Source organism: Sinomonas atrocyanea (assembly GCF_001577305.1).
Taxonomy (GTDB): domain Bacteria; phylum Actinomycetota; class Actinomycetes; order Actinomycetales; family Micrococcaceae; genus Sinomonas; species Sinomonas atrocyanea.
In genome coordinates this window covers 979,796-995,510 of record NZ_CP014518.1, presented here as the reverse complement: position 1 = coordinate 995,510, position 15,715 = coordinate 979,796, and the positions used below count along the sequence as shown (strand labels likewise).

At 68.7% G+C, this 15,715-nt stretch carries 15 protein-coding genes and 1 pseudogene; 9 read left to right on the top strand and 7 right to left on the bottom strand.

The annotated features are described in order from the left end of the window. Window positions 1-157: 157 nt before the first annotated feature. The 4 genes from SA2016_RS04710 to SA2016_RS04695 all read left to right on the top strand — a co-directional run bounded on the left by SA2016_RS04710 (window position 158) and on the right by SA2016_RS04695 (window position 5,351). Window positions 158-1,237, top strand: a complete 1,080-nt coding sequence (locus SA2016_RS04710; protein ID WP_066495907.1) for a glycoside hydrolase family 88 protein — start codon at window positions 158-160, stop codon at window positions 1,235-1,237. A gap of 43 nt (window positions 1,238-1,280) precedes the next feature. Next, the gene (locus SA2016_RS04705; RefSeq protein ID WP_066495903.1) at window positions 1,281-2,660 is read left to right on the top strand and encodes an MFS transporter; all 1,380 of its coding nucleotides are present in this window, start codon (window positions 1,281-1,283) and stop codon (window positions 2,658-2,660) included. Between the two features lie 9 nt (window positions 2,661-2,669). Beyond that, the gene (locus SA2016_RS04700; RefSeq protein WP_306505424.1) at window positions 2,670-4,208 is read left to right on the top strand and encodes an aldehyde dehydrogenase (NADP(+)); all 1,539 of its coding nucleotides are present in this window, start codon (window positions 2,670-2,672) and stop codon (window positions 4,206-4,208) included. Between the two features lie 231 nt (window positions 4,209-4,439). Then, window positions 4,440-5,351 carry a dihydrodipicolinate synthase family protein gene (locus SA2016_RS04695; protein WP_066495900.1) on the top strand — a complete coding sequence of 304 codons (912 nt, stop codon included), beginning with the start codon at window positions 4,440-4,442 and terminating at the stop codon, window positions 5,349-5,351. Window positions 5,352-5,522: 171 nt separating this feature from the next. Here SA2016_RS04695 and SA2016_RS04690 read toward each other — a convergent pair whose 3' ends face one another. After that, a complete protein-coding gene (locus tag SA2016_RS04690; protein WP_066495897.1) occupies window positions 5,523-5,924 on the bottom strand; it encodes a DUF4913 domain-containing protein in 402 nt (133 codons plus the stop codon). Window positions 5,925-6,155: 231 nt separating this feature from the next. Further along, window positions 6,156-7,211 (bottom strand): annotated as a pseudogene (locus SA2016_RS22120) (type IV secretory system conjugative DNA transfer family protein); the annotation flags it as partial. 1,204 nt (window positions 7,212-8,415) lie between these two features. Here SA2016_RS22120 and SA2016_RS21335 point away from each other — a divergent pair. The 4 genes from SA2016_RS21335 to SA2016_RS04670 all read left to right on the top strand — a co-directional run bounded on the left by SA2016_RS21335 (window position 8,416) and on the right by SA2016_RS04670 (window position 10,765). Next, complete coding sequence (locus SA2016_RS21335) at window positions 8,416-8,958, top strand: hypothetical protein (RefSeq protein ID WP_141305499.1); 543 nt, start codon at window positions 8,416-8,418, stop codon at window positions 8,956-8,958. Window positions 8,959-9,544: 586 nt separating this feature from the next. Next, window positions 9,545-9,706 carry a hypothetical protein gene (locus SA2016_RS21330; protein WP_157089113.1) on the top strand — a complete coding sequence of 54 codons (162 nt, stop codon included), beginning with the start codon at window positions 9,545-9,547 and terminating at the stop codon, window positions 9,704-9,706. 385 nt (window positions 9,707-10,091) lie between these two features. Further along, a complete protein-coding gene (locus tag SA2016_RS21325) occupies window positions 10,092-10,280 on the top strand; it encodes a hypothetical protein (RefSeq protein WP_141305501.1) in 189 nt (62 codons plus the stop codon). Next, window positions 10,277-10,765 (top strand): hypothetical protein, encoded by a 489-nt coding sequence (locus SA2016_RS04670; protein ID WP_141305502.1) that lies wholly within the window; start codon window positions 10,277-10,279, stop codon window positions 10,763-10,765. The genes SA2016_RS21325 and SA2016_RS04670 overlap by 4 nt, the downstream gene beginning before the upstream one ends. 8 nt (window positions 10,766-10,773) lie before the next feature. On the opposite strand, the gene SA2016_RS04665 is transcribed toward SA2016_RS04670, so the two are convergent. From SA2016_RS04665 to SA2016_RS20740, 5 genes are all read right to left on the bottom strand, one after another. Next, window positions 10,774-11,544 (bottom strand): potassium channel family protein, encoded by a 771-nt coding sequence (locus SA2016_RS04665; protein WP_066495883.1) that lies wholly within the window; start codon window positions 11,542-11,544, stop codon window positions 10,774-10,776. Window positions 11,545-11,861: 317 nt separating this feature from the next. Beyond that, window positions 11,862-12,500: a transglycosylase domain-containing protein gene (locus SA2016_RS04660; protein WP_066495881.1), complete on the bottom strand. Its 639-nt coding sequence runs from the start codon at window positions 12,498-12,500 to the stop codon at window positions 11,862-11,864. A 54-nt stretch (window positions 12,501-12,554) separates the two neighbouring features. Continuing rightward, window positions 12,555-13,331, bottom strand: a complete 777-nt coding sequence (locus tag SA2016_RS20745) for a HigA family addiction module antitoxin (protein ID WP_169803049.1) — start codon at window positions 13,329-13,331, stop codon at window positions 12,555-12,557. A 40-nt stretch (window positions 13,332-13,371) separates the two neighbouring features. Beyond that, window positions 13,372-13,782: a hypothetical protein gene (locus tag SA2016_RS04650; RefSeq protein ID WP_066495880.1), complete on the bottom strand. Its 411-nt coding sequence runs from the start codon at window positions 13,780-13,782 to the stop codon at window positions 13,372-13,374. 565 nt (window positions 13,783-14,347) lie between these two features. Then, the gene (locus SA2016_RS20740; RefSeq protein WP_229710748.1) at window positions 14,348-14,533 is read right to left on the bottom strand and encodes a type II toxin-antitoxin system Phd/YefM family antitoxin; all 186 of its coding nucleotides are present in this window, start codon (window positions 14,531-14,533) and stop codon (window positions 14,348-14,350) included. A gap of 313 nt (window positions 14,534-14,846) precedes the next feature. On the opposite strand from SA2016_RS20740, the gene SA2016_RS04640 reads away from it, so the two are divergent. Continuing rightward, a complete protein-coding gene (locus SA2016_RS04640) occupies window positions 14,847-15,659 on the top strand; it encodes a RodZ family helix-turn-helix domain-containing protein (protein ID WP_066495870.1) in 813 nt (270 codons plus the stop codon). Window positions 15,660-15,715: the final 56 nt, after the last annotated feature.

Here is a 15,715-nt window from a genome sequence, read left to right as displayed (position 1 = left end):
CCCAGCATCCCGCCCCAAGGCCCTTGACACCCCCTCCGTCCCAACTTATCGTGTGAAGATCGAATCATCATATGAAAGGTTGACAAATGGAGACGCTCCTCTGCGCCCCGCCGACCAGCCGGCTCCCCCACGTCGGCTGCGCCCGGAGGGCCCGCTGATGGGCCCGTCCGCCGCCGAACTGCTCGGCCGGCTTGCCCGCCGGACGCGAGCCTACGACTTCACCGTCTGGTTCTGGGGCGATGCCATCGCCATCGACGGACTCCTCGAGGCCGCCGAGCTCGTCGGCGACAAGGAGGCGTCCGCGCACGCCGAGCGCTTCCTCCGGCGCCCGGCCGCACCGCTGGGATGGAGGGATCACCTGGCCCCAGGAGACGCGCTGCTGCGCCTGGCAGCGGTCACCGACGACCCGGCACCGCTCGAGCAGGCCCGGCGGCTTGCGGACCACCTCCTCGGGGTGCCCCGCGCCGAGGACGCGCCGCTGTACCGGCCGGACGACCCCCGGTACCGCCACACGGTCTGGGTCGACAGCATCTACCACGTGCCGCCGTTCCTGGCACGGCTCGCCGGCATGACCGGCGAGGGTCGCTGGTATGACGCCGCACTCGCCGAGCAGGCCGCGCACCTGCGCGTCCTCACCCCGGCCGGCTCCCCGTTCCCGGCCCACGCCTACGACACCGGCGCCCGCAGCATCCACGGCCCCGGCTGGGGACGGGGAGTCGGATGGGCACTCCTCGGCATGGTCGACACACTCTCCGTCATCCCGGCCGACCATCCCGGGCACGACGAAGCCCAAGCAGAACTCCGAGCCTTGGCCGAGGAGGTCCTGGCCCTGCAGGACTCCACCGGGTGCTGGCGGACCGTGATCGACGACCGAGAGGCGTACCTGGAGTCCTCCACGGCCGCGATGTTCTGCGCGGCCTTCACCAAGGGCGTCCGGACCGGGGTGCTGGACGGCAGGTTCGCCGCCGCCGCCGAGGACGCCTGGCGGTACACCGAGGCGCGCATCGACCAGGACGGCTCATTCTGGGGCGTCTCCGCCTGCACCTGGGCCTCCACCGCCGGAGCCGAGGACGCGGCAATGTACAGGACCCTGCCCACCGAGGTGAACGTCTGGGGCCAGGGGGCGGCGATGAGGGCCGCCGCCGAACGCCTCCGCACCCTCGAGGCCCTCGGGCCCCTCGACGCAAAGGCCGGAAACTCCACTGCAGACGCCCCCAGCCTCCAGACCTCCCACTGACCCCCTATCCCCGGCACAGTTCCACGTGAGCAAAGGAGCCACCATGGAAGCCACCCTCCACCCCGCCGACCACGCGCGCAACGCCAGACGGGCTGCCGCGGCCTCGGCCGTGGGCAGCCTCGTCGAATGGTACGACTTCGCCCTCTACGGGGCGGCTGCGGCGCTGATCTTCAAGGGCTACTTCTTCGGATCCAGCGACCCCGCTGTCGGCCTGATCGCAGCATTCGCCACCTTCGCGGTGGGCTACTTCGCCCGGCCCTTCGGCGGCATCGTGTTCGGGCACCTCGGAGACAAGATCGGCCGCAAGCCCGTCATGGTCGTCACCCTCATGATCATGGGCCTGAGCACAGCGCTGATCGCAGTGCTGCCTGGCTACGCGAACATCGGCTTCGCCTCGCCTGCACTGCTCGTGGCCCTGCGCATCCTGCAGGGGCTGGGCGCCGGCGCCGAATACGCCGGAGCGATCATCCTATCCTCCGAGTCCTCAGGCCCCGCCAGACGCGGCTTCTACGCGTCGTGGTCCGGCTCGGCCACCTGGGTCGGCAGCGCCCTTGCCCTGTTCGCCTTCCAAGCGGTCCTGGGGATCACCGGCCCGGCGTTCTACACCTGGGGCTGGCGCATCCCGTTCCTGCTGAGCCTGGTCATGCTCGCCGTCAGCTACTACATCCGCCGCCGGGTCTTCGAGACCGAACAGTTCAAGAAGGCCCAGGACAACGCCGAGATCGAGCGCATCCCGCTGCTGCGCCTGTTCAGGACCGAGAAGCGCCGGCTGCTGGTGGCGATGGGCTGCAACTTCTTCTCCGGGTTCTCCTACATCCCCCAGGTCTGGGCACTGAGCTACCTGACCAACAACATCGGCCTCGCCGCACTGCTGGCCCTGGGCATCAACGCCGCCCTCCTGGTCGCCGGCGCCGCGACCGCGCCCTACTTCGGCCACCTCAGCGACCGGATCGGACGCAGGAAGCTGTACATGGCAGGGCTCGTCTTCGCCGCAGCCGGGGCATTCCCGATGTTCATGATCATCGACACGCACCAGCCGGCCCTGATCGCCGTGGACCTGGTGGTGTACTTCGTCGGCGCCGTCAGCACGGTCTTCGCCGCCCAGGCAGCGTTCCTCACCGAGCTCTTCCCCCCCGCGGTCCGCTACACCGGGGTCGCCTTCGCCAGGGAGATCACCGGAGCCATCCTCGGAGGCGCTGCCCCCCTCATCGCAACAGCGCTCTTCGCCTGGTCGGGACACTGGTGGCCGATCGCCCTCTACATGGTCGCCAACGCCCTCGTGGCCCTCGTTGCCGTCTACTACTCCAAGTACTTCCGCTCCGACACGAACCAGGGCAGCGAAGACCGGTTCAACGAGGACACCGTCGGCCGCGCGGGCGCCGGCCGCCCCGGCCCTGCCGTCCCAGCTCCAGAAGCACTCTGACCACTGGATTTGCCCCGCGATGGCCAATCGGTCCACCGAAGAGAAGGACAGGATGAACACCACCATCGAACAGCTCGAGGAGAAGGTGCGCGCCGCGCACGATGCCTACCGTCTGGCGCGCGGCGTCCCCCGCAGGCCCGTGCAGGCTGGCTGGAGTCGGTCGCCGCGTCCCTGGAGGAAAACGCCGACGAACTCGTCCGGATCGCAGACGAGGACACGCATCTCGGCGAGGCGAGGCTGCAGGGCGAGCTCAGGCGAACAGTCTTCCAGCTCCGACTCCTCGGCGCCGAGATCGTCGCGGGCGAACCCCTCGAGGCGACGATCGACCACGCCGATCCCTCCTGGGGCATGGGACCGCGCCCAGACCTCCGCAGGGTCAACGTCCCGCTCGGAGTCGTCGGCGTCTTCGGCGCCTCGAACTTCCCCTTCGCCTTCAGCGTCATCGGTGGCGACAGCGCCTCGGCCCTGGCCGCCGGCTGCGCCGTCGTCCACAAGATCCACACCGGGCACCGCCGGCTCGGGCACCGGACGGCCGAGATCGTCATCGGGGCGCTGGCCGCCGCCGGGGCGCCGGAAGCCCTCTTCTCCACAGTCACCGGCCGCGAGGCCGCCGAAGCGCTCGTGGACCACCCCGTGGTCAAGGCCATCGGGTTCACCGGGTCCACCGCCGGCGGCCGGGCCCTGTTCGACAGGGCAGCCCGCCGGGCAGCCCCGATCCCCTTCTACGGGGAACTCGGTTCCATCAACCCCGTCTTCGTCACCGAGAAGGCCTGGCAGGAGCGCCGGGACAGCATCCTGACCGAATACGCCGCCTCCTTCACCCTCGGCATGGGGCAGTTCTGCACCAAGCCCGGGCTGCTGTTCGCCCCGGAAACAGAGCCAGACGACCTCGTTGCCGCGCTCGCCCCCGCGCTCGAGGGCCACGCTCCGGCGCTCCTGCTCACCCCCTCGCTCCGGGACGGCTTCGGCGACGCCGTGGCCGCCCTCCAGGCCACCGAAGGGGTGGACGTCCTCATCGCCGGCAGCGACGACGAAGCCCCCCGCCCCACCCTGCTCAGGACGACCGCCGAACGCGTGCGGCAGAACCCACGAATCCTCGAGCAGGAGATGTTCGGGCCCGCCACCCTGATCGTCTCCTACCGGCCCGGAACCGACCTGTGCGAACTCGCATCGCTACTGGACGGCCAGCTGACAGCAACAGTGCACGCCGAGCCGCAGGAGGACCCAGCCGACCTCGTCGCCGTCCTCGCCGAACGCAGCGGCCGACTGCTCTGGAACGGGTGGCCCACCGGAGTGAGCGTCACCTACGCCCAGCACCACGGCGGCCCCTACCCCGCCACGACCGCGCCGAACGCGACCTCAGTAGGAACAGGCGCGATCCGACGCTTCATGCGGCCCGTCGCCTACCAGTCCTTCCCCCCCGAGAAGCTGCCGGCCCCGCTCCAGGACGAGAACCCCTGGAAGATCAGCCGACGCGTCAACGGGCAATGGGAAAGGGCCGAACGCCGACAGGATGACGCCGCCACAGCAGTCTCGGCAGGAATCTGACGAGACGCGCCTGACCCCGGCAGAGCAGACGAGCACGCCTGGGACGCCCCCGCTCCCCCAGCGCTCGAGGCCAGCAGACCACGTCCGGAGCGGCCGAAGAGCCCGCACCACCCCTCCCTCCGAGAGGCCCGACCCACTCCATCCCCCACAGGATCGGACTCACTCCGGCCGCTGACTTCTCCCGCATCCACCGACCCCCGTCCACCGACAAGCCCGCATGGAGCCAACAGCATGAACACCATCACCGGCGTCATCCCGGTAGCGCCCACCGTCTTCACAGACGACGAAGAACTCGACCTCGAGGGCCAGCGGCGCGTCATCGACTTCCTCGTCGACGCCAACTCCGACGGCGTCTGCATCCTGGCAAACTACTCCGAGCAGTTCTCCCTCACCGACGACGAGCGCGACCAGGTCCTCACGGCCACCCTCGACCACGCCGCCGGCAGAATCCCCGTCTGCGTCACAACCAGCCACTACAGCGCCCGGATCGCCCGCGAACGCACCCAGCGCGCCCAGCGGGAAGGAGCCGCCATGGTCATGCTCATGGCCCCCTTCTTCGGTGCCACCGTCAAAGCCGACGAGGACGCGGTGGTCGAGTACTTCAAGCGCGTCACCGATGGCCTCGAGATCGACGTCATGATCCAGGACGCCCCCATGAGCCCCACCCCGCTATCCGTGGCACTGCTCGCCCGGCTCGCCGCCGAAATCCCGCAGATCAGGTACGCGAAGATCGAAATGCCCCAGACAGCAGACAAGATCCGCGCCCTCGTCTCCGCAGCAGGCGAGAACCTGCCAGGGGTGTTCGACGGCGAAGAGGCCATCACCCTCATCCCGGACCTGGAAGCCGGCGCACAGGGAACAATGAGCAGCTGCCTCGTCCCCGACCAGCTCGGCCCCATCGTCCACGACTACCACGCAGGACACCGGGACAGCGCCGTGGCCCGATGGGAAGACCTCCTCCCCCTCATCCACTTCGAGAACCGCCAGTGCGGCCTGCGCGCCACCAAAACCCTGATGAAGGAAGGACGCATCATCCACAGCGACAGGACCAGGGCACCCCTCGGCGAACTCCACCCCGACACCCGGTCGCAGCTGCTCGAGATAGCCAAGCGCAAAGACCCGCTGATTCTGCGCTGGGCCTGATTCTCAGCCTTCCCCGACCAGTCTCGGGCGCACCGCTCCCCCTTCACCGCGCTGCGGAGGCAGCCCTGCCGTGCACAGGGTTCAGAGGCGATCACCGCGGCAACCCCCACCCCCTGAACCACCCATCAGAAAGGGAACCGATGAAGATCACCGCAGTAGAGACCCTCGTAGTCAGAACAGTCCCCCTGGCGGTTCGTCGCAGGGCAGCGGAGTGAGTTTGGCGCGGTGACCGTCGTCGGGGCTGCAGCCTCGGAAGGGCCCGTCGGCGGAGAGGAGGACGCTCATATGGTGGTCTGCGTGGTCGCGCCACCAGACGCTTATGCCGGTCGTGCCGTCCAGGCGCAGGTGCTCCCAGGCGCGCCAGAGGGCTTCGAGCCGACTGATTGCTTCGGCGTGCTTCCACCACTGCGGGCACCACGTGCTCCCGCCTTGGACGTTGATCTGGCGCCGGTAGGTCACGGCCAGCTTCTTGGCCACGAACTCGGCGACATTCGCGTAGAACAGCTCCGGCGCGTCCTCGACCGGCTCCGGGGCCTCGGGCTCGTCGTCCCACTCCCCCAGTCCCTCACTCATTCGACGCTCGAGCGGCTGTCCACCGGTCGCCTTCAGTAGCTGCGGGCTGGTTGGCGGGGTCGTGGGCTGCGATGGAGGCCCGCACCGCCTCAGGGGGGGCCCGTTCATCCAGGGCACGGTCTCCAGCAGTGCGGCCGGGGCCCCGGAGGCGAACATGATGGCGCGGCCGCGGGGGAACGCGGCGAGGTCGGAGACGTCCAGCGTGCGCTCCTTGCGGTCGTGGTCGTGGCTGGTGGAGATGCCCTGCCTGGAACTGGACCGGGTGGTGTTGGAGTAGCGGTACTCGCCCACGAGCTGGGCGAGCTCGCCCAGGAATTCGGCTTCGGCGACGCCGCCGCCGTAGACCTTGATGTTGGCCGCGGACCAGAGCTTGCGCATCCCGTCGCGGCCTCAGACCTCCACGCCCTGGGACCAGGACTGGAGGATGGTCATCAGGACGAGGCCGCGGGAGCCGTAGTGGCTGTAGAGGTTCGGCAGCTCGCGCCAGCGGCACACATTCGCCGCCTCGTCCAAGACCCCCACCATGGGGGTGGCGAGGCGGCCACCGGACGAGTGGACGGCGAGCTCCTCGGCGGCCCCCACCACCGCGACGGTGAGGGCGGTGACGAGGGGGCCGGCGGTGCCCTTGCCCTCCTTGGACAGGCTGTACAGGGTGCCCTTGGAGCGGACGAAGCCGGCCGGGTCGAACTGCGGCCGGCCGTCGCCCTTGCCTTGTGGGGTGATCCAGTGGGCGATCTGGCGGTTGGTGAGGCAGGAGGCCATCTGCAGCGCCGTCCCGTACACGCCGCCGCGCTGCTTCTCGGGGGCGTTGACGACGCCGCCGACGGCGTCAGCAGTCTGGGTAAAGCCGTGGGCGCGGAGGATGTCGACGGCCGTATCGTCTGCCGGGCGGGTGAGCCAGGTGTGGACCTGGGTGATCGGGCGGTGGTCGAGGGCGGCGGCGAGGAGGAGGCCGGCGAGGAGGTCCTGCCCGGCCGGGTCGAAGTAGGCGTCCGTCTTCGCGTCCGGGCCGCGGGAGCCGGAGGCGAAGTTGTCGGCCAGCCGGGCCGCGCGCACCTCGTCCGTGACATAGGACAGGGGGTTCCACCACCAGGAAGGCTCCTCGAGCGCCACGGATTGGGGGTCGAAGACCCACACCGGCCCGTCGGCGGCCCGGACGTCCCTGGTTGCGTCGACGATGTCCCGCTTGTTCGAGGTCACCAGGACGGCGCCCGGGGCGGCGAGGATCGCGGGGACCGCCCGGGAGGTGGTCTTGCCCGTGCGGGGGCCCCAGACGTCGAGGTGCATGTCCTCCCAAGAGCCGTAGACCATCTGCCGGCCCAGGACGGTCCGCCCGACCGGGACTCCGGGGGAGCCTCTGACTCCGAGGCGTTGGGCCGTCGCCGTCGCCCCGGCCAGGCTGAGCGCCCGCAGGTCGCGGCCCGTGGCCATGTGCTGCGCGGCTGCGTCCACCCGGGAACGCTTGGAGCGGCGGCGCAGCACGGCCCGCACCACCACGGCGGCGACCGCCACGGTCACTGGGCCGAGGCCGGTCAGTGCCCAGGTGGCGGCGGGCCGCCAGGCGACCTTGTGGGTGAGAGGCCCCAGGACCAGCTCGAACGGGTTCGCCGGCAGGTTGGACCCGCTTGGGATCAGTGTCCTGCAGGGTGACCGTCATGCGCCGCTGGCCTTCAGTCTGTGAAGGGGACTCCTGCTCGCAAGCCTCATCGCCCTCGCACCTCGCCAAGGATCCAACTTGTGCAGCCGGCATAGTCGGGGCGCTCCGTGTGCATGAGTTGGGTGATCAGGATTGCGCCTATTCTGACGCCAGCGAGGTGACGTTCAGGAAGATGTTGAATTCAGCGAACTCCTTGGGCGTACGCCGGATGGTGAGCTGCCGGTAAGCAGCGCTGATGCTCCGAGTATCCCCAGCGGGAAACCAAGGCTGCGGAAGGCGCGATCCCAAACCGTGGCAACGGCCCGCCGAGCTCAACGCGGTACGAGCCCCGGCTGCGAAGAGTGCGTCCCATCACGCGTCCCCAGTCGAGTGCGGCTCTGCCAACGTCTCAGGCTCGAGCGCCACTAGCGCCTTGAATGCATCCAGAGCGAGCCCAAGCGCAAAGTCGAGGTCACCACGAGCCAGCTCCACTTGGACCGCGTCAACGGCTTCATCGAGGATCAACTGCGGATTGAGCACAGAGGAACCCCTATTCGCGGGCATGCGCTCATTGTCGCAGCGCTGCGGGACATGTGGGCAGCCGCCGAGTTGGTTCAGGCCTGGGATGACAAAGTCCGGCGGTCCCGCCGAACCGCAGGGTCCTTTCGGTGAGCGATCTCAAGGAGCCTCTCCTCCCGGACCCGGCACTGGCAGCGGAGGCCGAGATGGCCCGGGCAGCGGGCCGCTCTCGCCGCCGAATGCCACGCTACTGCCGGTCTCGAACGATCCTCGAAGACCAGTGCGCGCCCGAGCCAGGGCATCGTCTCTGGATTGGTGTGCGAGTAGCCTCGCTGTATGGCACGGCACACCAGGGTCTCCTCAGGACGGTCCACGCGGGTCGGCAGCACCGATGAGGCCGGTCAGGAGCTCGTTTCCCAGCTTGCGGAGTCAATTGCGGCGCTGGCTTCGCCCCTCGCCAAAGAGGGCCGAGCGGTCTCCCCGCAGATAGCTTTCGCCCTCGCGCAGGAAGAACAGGACCTACGGGCGGTCGAGGACGAATTCGGGTGGCTCGACAGCTGGGGAGTCGCAGAGCAGATGGGAAGGAAGCGGACCCGCACCTTGGCATCCAGCATGCGAGCGAGGAGCAAGATCCTTGGATACGTCCGCCGCGGCCAGCGAGCGGTCCGTTACCCGAGATTTCAGTTCGATAGCACGCGAGTCCTGCCTGTGATTCCGGCCCTCATAGCCATTGCCAACGAGCGCGGAGTGGCACATGAGAACCTCATCTTCTGGCTCTGCTCACCAAACGGCATGCTCGAATATGACGCTCGACCTGTGGACAGGGTTGGCATCGAGCCGGACCGAGTTCTTACCGTCGCGCGGTACGACTTCGCTTGAGGCCTCTGGATGACCGACGACCCATGACTTTCCAGGAGCCCGATGCCCCACCCGGACATGGGCGAGAACGATCCCAACTCTCTCCTCATGCCCTGGCTGGACCGCCATCCCTGGGGCGATGTCCTCGCCCGAATGCAGACAGAGCACAGCCAGAGGACTGACCGCGACGGCATCCACGTCTACCGGCGCCGCAGCCGCGCGCCGGGAGACGCATGGGCACACTATCTGCTTACCCGGCTCTCGTCGGGGCGGGAATTGAGCCGGGCTCGGCTTCATCCGCAGCACTCTGATGGATCGCCCGAGCAGGATTGCGACCACGACGAGCGCCCAGACCTGCAGCGAGCGCCCGCTCAAGGCCTCGGTCAGGACGTCAAAGAGTCCGAGTGCGACACCGATGCTGCTGAGCACCACGGCCGTGATGATCGGGGCCGAGGTCGTTCCCCTACGTGTCACCAGCACCCAGATCCCAACCCCAAGGTAAGCAAGGCCCTCCATGAGCCCGAACGCTACGAGCACAGCCCCGACAAGTCCCGAGGTGATCAGGCCCGGTCGGAGACTGGCGAGGACAGCGGTCGCCGCAGTGCCGATGAGCGCGAAGGCTCCCACCACCAGCGACAGCACCCCGACCCACGTGCGCCCCCTGCGCAGCCTCTCGGTGAACCGCGGGTCCACGAAGGGCACCAAGGGGTTCGGCATTGGAGGCCATGGAGAAGGCTGCGACGACGAGGGCCACGTCGGCGTCGGGTAGTGCGGTTTGGCTGAGGGCCAGGCTGGCGGTTCAGGTTGCTGCGGACTGCTCAACGCGGTGCTCCGTTCTATGCATAGGAGCACGCCTGCACTCCCCCAATGCGCGCAAAGCTAGCACCCAGGGCGGCGTCCAGGACAGGCTTCTACGAGCGGGGGCCGTGAGGTCCCGCGGAAACTCATCGCCCCAACTCGCCCTAAGGGTCACGGGCGGGCGATCAGCTGGCGGAGTCGGACGCGACCCATGCGACCATGGTGCCCCCAGCCAGTCAGCGCTTAGCCACCCTGCGGCCACGTAGCGCGGCGACCACATGCTGCTCCAGGCGCCCCGCCGCGGCGCCCTGGGCCCGGAACGGGTCCCGGGACTCCTCAGCCTCATCTTCGGTGCGGTGGACGTCCTGATCCACGAGGGCGGGCTGTCCGCTGGCTTAACTGAACCCGACCAGGACGTACCCGAGATCGCTCAAGCTGTCCTCCTTCCTCTGCTGTCCTATACGGGTCGCAGTGGCAAAGGCGCGGAGGGCGTCGCCGCTCCCGGCGGCCAGGGCGTCCCGACGCCGCATATCCTGACGTCGTGAACCACCCCAGTCTGCTCGGTACGCCGACAACCGCTTCCCTCACCCTCCGCGAAGTCCTCACCCGAATGGGCTCCAAGCACAGCCCTCGGATCGACCTCGACGACGTCCACGTCCTCCGGCACGTCTACCGGCCCGGCGGCCACGAGGAGATGCAGAAGCCGGAGGACCTGACCGACCCGGAGAAGCTCCTCGCGTACACCAGCTCGCAGCACTTCTCGGCACTGAAGTTCACGGCTACGCCGCCCACCTACTGGGTGATCTTCATCGCCGACGGCGGCCGCCGCGCCCGGCTCTTCGGCACCTTCGAGAACCGCGGCGAGCTCCCCGTCCAGCCGGGCGCCACCCGCCGCTTCTTCGACCTGCGCCCAAGCTCGTTCCTCGCGCCCCTCGCGGGCACCCTCGTCATCGACTGGGACAACCCCAGGAGCTGGCAGCGCCGGGCGGACAGAGTCGCGGACCGCCCCGTGCTCGAATTCAGGGCCTAGGGGCCGGGTCAGGCTTCGAGCCGGCCCGGATCCTTGAGGTTCCGGGCCTCCAGCGCGGCGCTCAGCCTCGCCACCTGCTCCACGAGGGCACGCATCTGCTCCTCCAACGGCTCATCGATGGCCTCCACAGCCTCCTCGACCGCCGCGGCGGTCTGCCGCGCCGTCTGCCGCGCGACGGCGTCAACGATCCACGAGGCGATGGAACCGGTGACGACGCCGAGCACCGCGATCCCCGTGAGCATGAGGCCGACGGCCGCGAACCGGCCCACCGCCGTCACCGGGTACCGGTCCCCGTAGCCGACCGTCGTCATGGTCGTCACCGCCCACCAGAGGGCGTCCCCGATGGAGCGGATGTTCGCGTTCGGGTCGTTCTGCTCGGAATCCAGTGTCGCAAGGGCGCCGCAGTAGACGAGCATCGCGGAGGAGCCGAGCACGTACGCCAGCAGCTTCCCGCGCAGCGCCGCGCCCGCCCGGCTGTGGAAGACGTTCAGGATGGTCACCACCCGCAGGAGCCGCAGCGGCCGCAGGGCGGGCAGGGCGAGGATGAACAGCTCGTGCAGGTGCCGGACGAACCACCTCCCCCGGCTCGGCGCCAGCCACAGCTTCACGGCGTAGTCGATGAGGAACACCGCCCACGCGACCCACACGAGGTCATCCGGGAGCAGGTTCGCGCTCTCGGGGAGGTCCGCGATCACCTGCACCGAGTACGCAGCGAGAAACACCACGGCAGCGACGATCATGGGCCACTCGGAGACCCGCTGCCAACGTTCAATGGTCATGCACCGAAAGTTACTCGCCGTCGCGCCGAGGCGCCCGAGAACGGGCGGAGCAAGTCACCACTGCCACGGTCCCTGGCCCTCGCGTCCGATGCCCACGGGTCCACTCGGACCTCTGCACCGAGCTCCGGGCCACGGTCCGCACTCAACTCCGAGCGCGGGTGTGCACTTTCAACCGTAGACTCTCAGCCTCAGTGGGCGAGGTCCCGTCGCAGCGGAGGCAAGGCTGCGAGCAGGAGAGCCGAAGGACACGCAACACCGAGAATGCACGATAGTGCGAGGGGAAGAAGGGCCCGCAGCCCTTCCACGCCGTCAGACCTTCACCCCCTTCGGTATGGAGGCGGCCGCGGACGGCATCGGGCATCGTCGAGCACCCATCGGCCTGTTTCTGGGCGCCTGCGCGGGCGCTTGCCGGGGACGTGGTGCCGATGGTGGCGAGGAGCGGCTTCCACCCCGCCGTGCTTGCCGTACTGCTGCTGCACGAAGGACTTCGCGTAGCTGACCTCGTCTTTGGTGAGCTTGGCGGAGGAGTCCCCGACGTCAACGCCCCCGTCGGCGGCGCGTCTGGCGTACTCGGGGGCGGTGAGGAGGCCGGTGAGATCGGAGGCCTGCTCCAAGCTCATGTGCCACGGCGGCTCGTCGAAGTAGTACCAGCTCGCGGCGCAGATCCCGTAGAGGTGCGGGGTGAGCTGGGCGTAGTTGAGGTAGAGCTCTGCGGTGCGGGCCCGCGGCAGCGGGCGCGCGATCTCCTCGGCCAGCACCGCCTCGATGGTCTTCCGTCCTGTCGTCTGGCCCGGTGTGAGGAAGATGTTCTTGGCGAGTTGCTGGGGGATGCTCGATCCGGTGGTGACCTTCTGCTTGGTGACGAAGGCCTGTGCCCGCTCGAAGTATGGAACAACGGCCTCGGCTTTGCCTAATGCACCTCGGCCCGTGCTGCCCTCGACGCCGTGAGCTGCCACTCACTTTTCCCGGCATGCTTGGGCGGCACGGCTCAGTGCTGGCCTGCGTCCCCGCTATCCATGCCGGGGGACCAGAGACAGGACGTGGGATAGGGCCATCGGGCTGGCCCGACGGGCGAGCACGAGCTCGTAGTCGGCTTGGAGATCCATCCAGTATCGGTCGCTGAGCTCGAAGGCGCGGGAGAGGCGCAGGGCCGCGTCGGCCGTGAGAGGCGCGCTGCCGCTCACGAACTCCGCGATCCATGCCTCTGGCAGGCCAGTCGCCCGGGCGAGCTGTTCCTGCGAGAGCCCCAGCGCGTCGAGGAAGTCTTGCGAGAGGACTCTCCCCGGATGGATGGGCGTTCGCGGCTTGGCCCAGTCGGCCTCCTCCCGGTCGGGTGCGATCGCGGCCGCAAGATCGAGCAGGTCGATCGCGATCTCGAAATCGGACTCGGGACGGCCTGTCCGTGAGGCTGCTTGGTCCGCCACCATCTCGGCGACCTCGCCGAGCATGCGCGCCTGTGTCACCAACCCCGGGATCTGCGGCACTGACACGTACCAGTGAGCGCCGTCGCGCAACACCCTTGCGGTAAGCCGCGTCTTCGCGCCGCCGCTGTCGCCCTCTGCCCCGTGCACGCCCTGCTCGGCCGTCCTCTTCTTCGTGCGCAAGCGGCGTGCGATCTCCTCGATCATACTTACGCCGCCCCCCAGCGCTTCCAGCTCCGACGAGCTCATCAGCACCGCCGTGCCGCGGCCGGAGACGATGCAGACGACTGAGCCGTCCTCGTGGACTCTGCGGATCAGCTCGCCCAGGTCTTCCTGCGCCTCATCCTCGGTGAAGGTGTGCTCCACGTCCGCCGCTTCTCCCATTCAGCTGCCTCCTCATCGGCCATCACAGGGCGCCTCCGGCCAAGGAGCCTGCGCCGCCTTGGACCACGTGCAGAGCCTGCCTCAACGAGGCGAATCCCCTGAACGCTTGCGGCACATCCTCGGCCTTCGCGCCCAGTTTCCCCGTGCGATACGCCGCAGCGAACAGCTGGGGGTCGGTGAAGCCGTCGGTAGCTGTCTGGTCCTGCTGGAAGAGGAAGTTCATCACCGAGACCGCCCACTCGTGCACCGTCTCCAGGGGCGCGCCGCAGTCGCCCAGGACCGACACGTCAAACTCATACAGGACCGAAGCACCGTCGTACCTGCCCCCGATGGCCGACATACTCACGCCCTCCGGGTCGGGCACAAAGATGAATGCCTGAATCTGCTGCTCTGCTGGCAGTCTCTTGTGCTTGGCCCAGAACTGGACGGACACGGGGCCCTTCACAGCGCTCCCCGCGGCATCGTCCCAACGCTCCAGGCGCTCTCGGACCAAGTTGCTTCCCGAGTGCGCTGGGAACGTCCGCGGCCATCGACCTTCTCGACATTCCGTGGATCATGCCGTCCGAGCCGGCCGGACACTGACGGCCGCGGCTCGTCGTCCACGGCGTGGCCAAGAGCAAGGGGCGCAGGTGACGAAAAGTTCATGGAGATCTCCTCTTCCGGTGCGGCCCGGCGAGCAGCGGACCGCAGTCGGACCCTTTCGGGGTCGGTCCCTAGCTTGCCGCACACGTCTTCTAGGCCGAAACCCTCAGACCGCTCGCCCGCCCGACGCACCGCGAACTCCAAGACAGCGCTACCTGCTTCGCACATCCGCTGCACGTCCGCGCCCAGCCTCTTCGCCGAATCAACTACCCCGAAGGGACGTCCGTTGTCGGTGAGGAGGAGGCGGTTGTCCTGGCTCCAGGCAGCAAGCCGGTACACACTGTGCTTCGCAGCCAGAGCGATAGGCAGAAGAACTGTCCCCGTCGGGCTCTGAGCCACGACCAGCTGCGCGAAGCTCAGTGACGGTATGGCTTGAGGCTCTCGATGGACGACAAGAGCCGCGCGGCATTCCTGGGGTTGCTCAGGAGGTATGCCGTCTCCATAAGTGACGAGTACTCGGCCTGGGACACGATCACGACGTTCTTCCCGTTCGGGCGGGTTACCACGACCTCTTCACGATCATTCCAGTCCGTCGAGGGCATCATCATCGGCCGGGAAGACGATCCTCGAATCCGCCGGGCGCTAAGCGTCGCGCAGAACATCCGGTTCATGAAGTACCGGGTCGAGTTCCACCTCGAATGACCCCCGAGGGCCATTGAGCACCGCGGGCTGCCGCCAGCGGCCATCACGCGAGCGCTGGCGGCGACGAGACCGGCTGTGACCACTGGGACGAAACCGGCAATGACGATCCACCCATCACCGCCCGGTCACGGAGCAGCGAGCGCAACCACCACCCGTCATGGCATGCGCCGACACAGTCGGCCCCTCCATCCAGGGCCTCCTATGACCTGACTCATGGGGGACAAGGCAGGCAAGCGTCTGGGCCGGCTCATCCTCGCCGCCGCAGCAGCCGCCATCATCGGACTCGCCGCCACGATGGCCGCGCTCAGTTCCCGACCGCAGCTGGCCGACCGCACCTCGCAGCCCACTCCCACCCTCTCCGCCGCCGTAAGCCCGGCAGCCACGAGCAGCTCCCCCGCGCCGACTCTGGACACAGGGGTCCTCCAGACGCACTCCCGTGCAGCCGCTGGCGCCTCCCCGGCCACGCCGGACCTCCCTATCGGCACAGCCGCGCCGGTGACCATGCCCCCGGCGCCAGTGCCAGCGCCCCACCAGCCGCGCCCGCTCCCGGGCCCGGCGTGGACGCGTCCTGCGTGCCCCACCGGGAAGATCACCGCCCGAGTGGACCGCGTGGACGCCACCGTCGATCCGCTGTGGGATCCCTCCTACACCGTCGTCGTGCACGGCTCGGTCACGAACGGGACCACCGCCCCGGTCCGCGTCCACACCGTGAGCCTCCCGGACGTCCGGGCTCTCGACAAGGAGGGCAGGGATCGCTACGAGGACACGCTCGGGGACTGCACTCAGTCCGCCGTCCCGGGGAAGCCGAGGGCCGACGAGTTGGTCATCGCCCTCGGCGCCTCACTCAACTGCTCCGAGCGGCACCTCGCCCCCGACGAGCTCGAAGTCATCCAGTACTGGTACACGGACACCGCGTGCCCGAGTGTGGCACTCGCCTACTTCGCCGACTCGGACCTCTCCACGTACTGCGAGGTCGGCAGGGACGACAATGGCGGCGGCCGCAGCTCGCAGAACCCGTACCGCTGACCGGAGCACGCCCGCCGACGGCCCCGGAGTGGACTGCTCAGCCGCAGCCCTCCGAC

Coding starts and splice junctions, on each gene's coding strand:
- SA2016_RS04710 (WP_066495907.1), top strand. CDS start 158: ATGGGCCCGTCCGCCGCCGAACTGCTCGGCCGGCTTGCCCGCCGGACG.
- SA2016_RS04705 (WP_066495903.1), top strand. CDS start 1,281: ATGGAAGCCACCCTCCACCCCGCCGACCACGCGCGCAACGCCAGACGG.
- SA2016_RS04695 (WP_066495900.1), top strand. CDS start 4,440: ATGAACACCATCACCGGCGTCATCCCGGTAGCGCCCACCGTCTTCACA.
- SA2016_RS04690 (WP_066495897.1), bottom strand. CDS start 5,924: ATGAGTGAGGGACTGGGGGAGTGGGACGACGAGCCCGAGGCCCCGGAG.
- SA2016_RS21335 (WP_141305499.1), top strand. CDS start 8,416: ATGGCACGGCACACCAGGGTCTCCTCAGGACGGTCCACGCGGGTCGGC.
- SA2016_RS21330 (WP_157089113.1), top strand. CDS start 9,545: ATGAGCGCGAAGGCTCCCACCACCAGCGACAGCACCCCGACCCACGTG.
- SA2016_RS04665 (WP_066495883.1), bottom strand. CDS start 11,544: ATGACCATTGAACGTTGGCAGCGGGTCTCCGAGTGGCCCATGATCGTC.
- SA2016_RS20740 (WP_229710748.1), bottom strand. CDS start 14,533: ATGCCCTCGACGGACTGGAATGATCGTGAAGAGGTCGTGGTAACCCGC.
- SA2016_RS04640 (WP_066495870.1), top strand. CDS start 14,847: ATGGGGGACAAGGCAGGCAAGCGTCTGGGCCGGCTCATCCTCGCCGCC.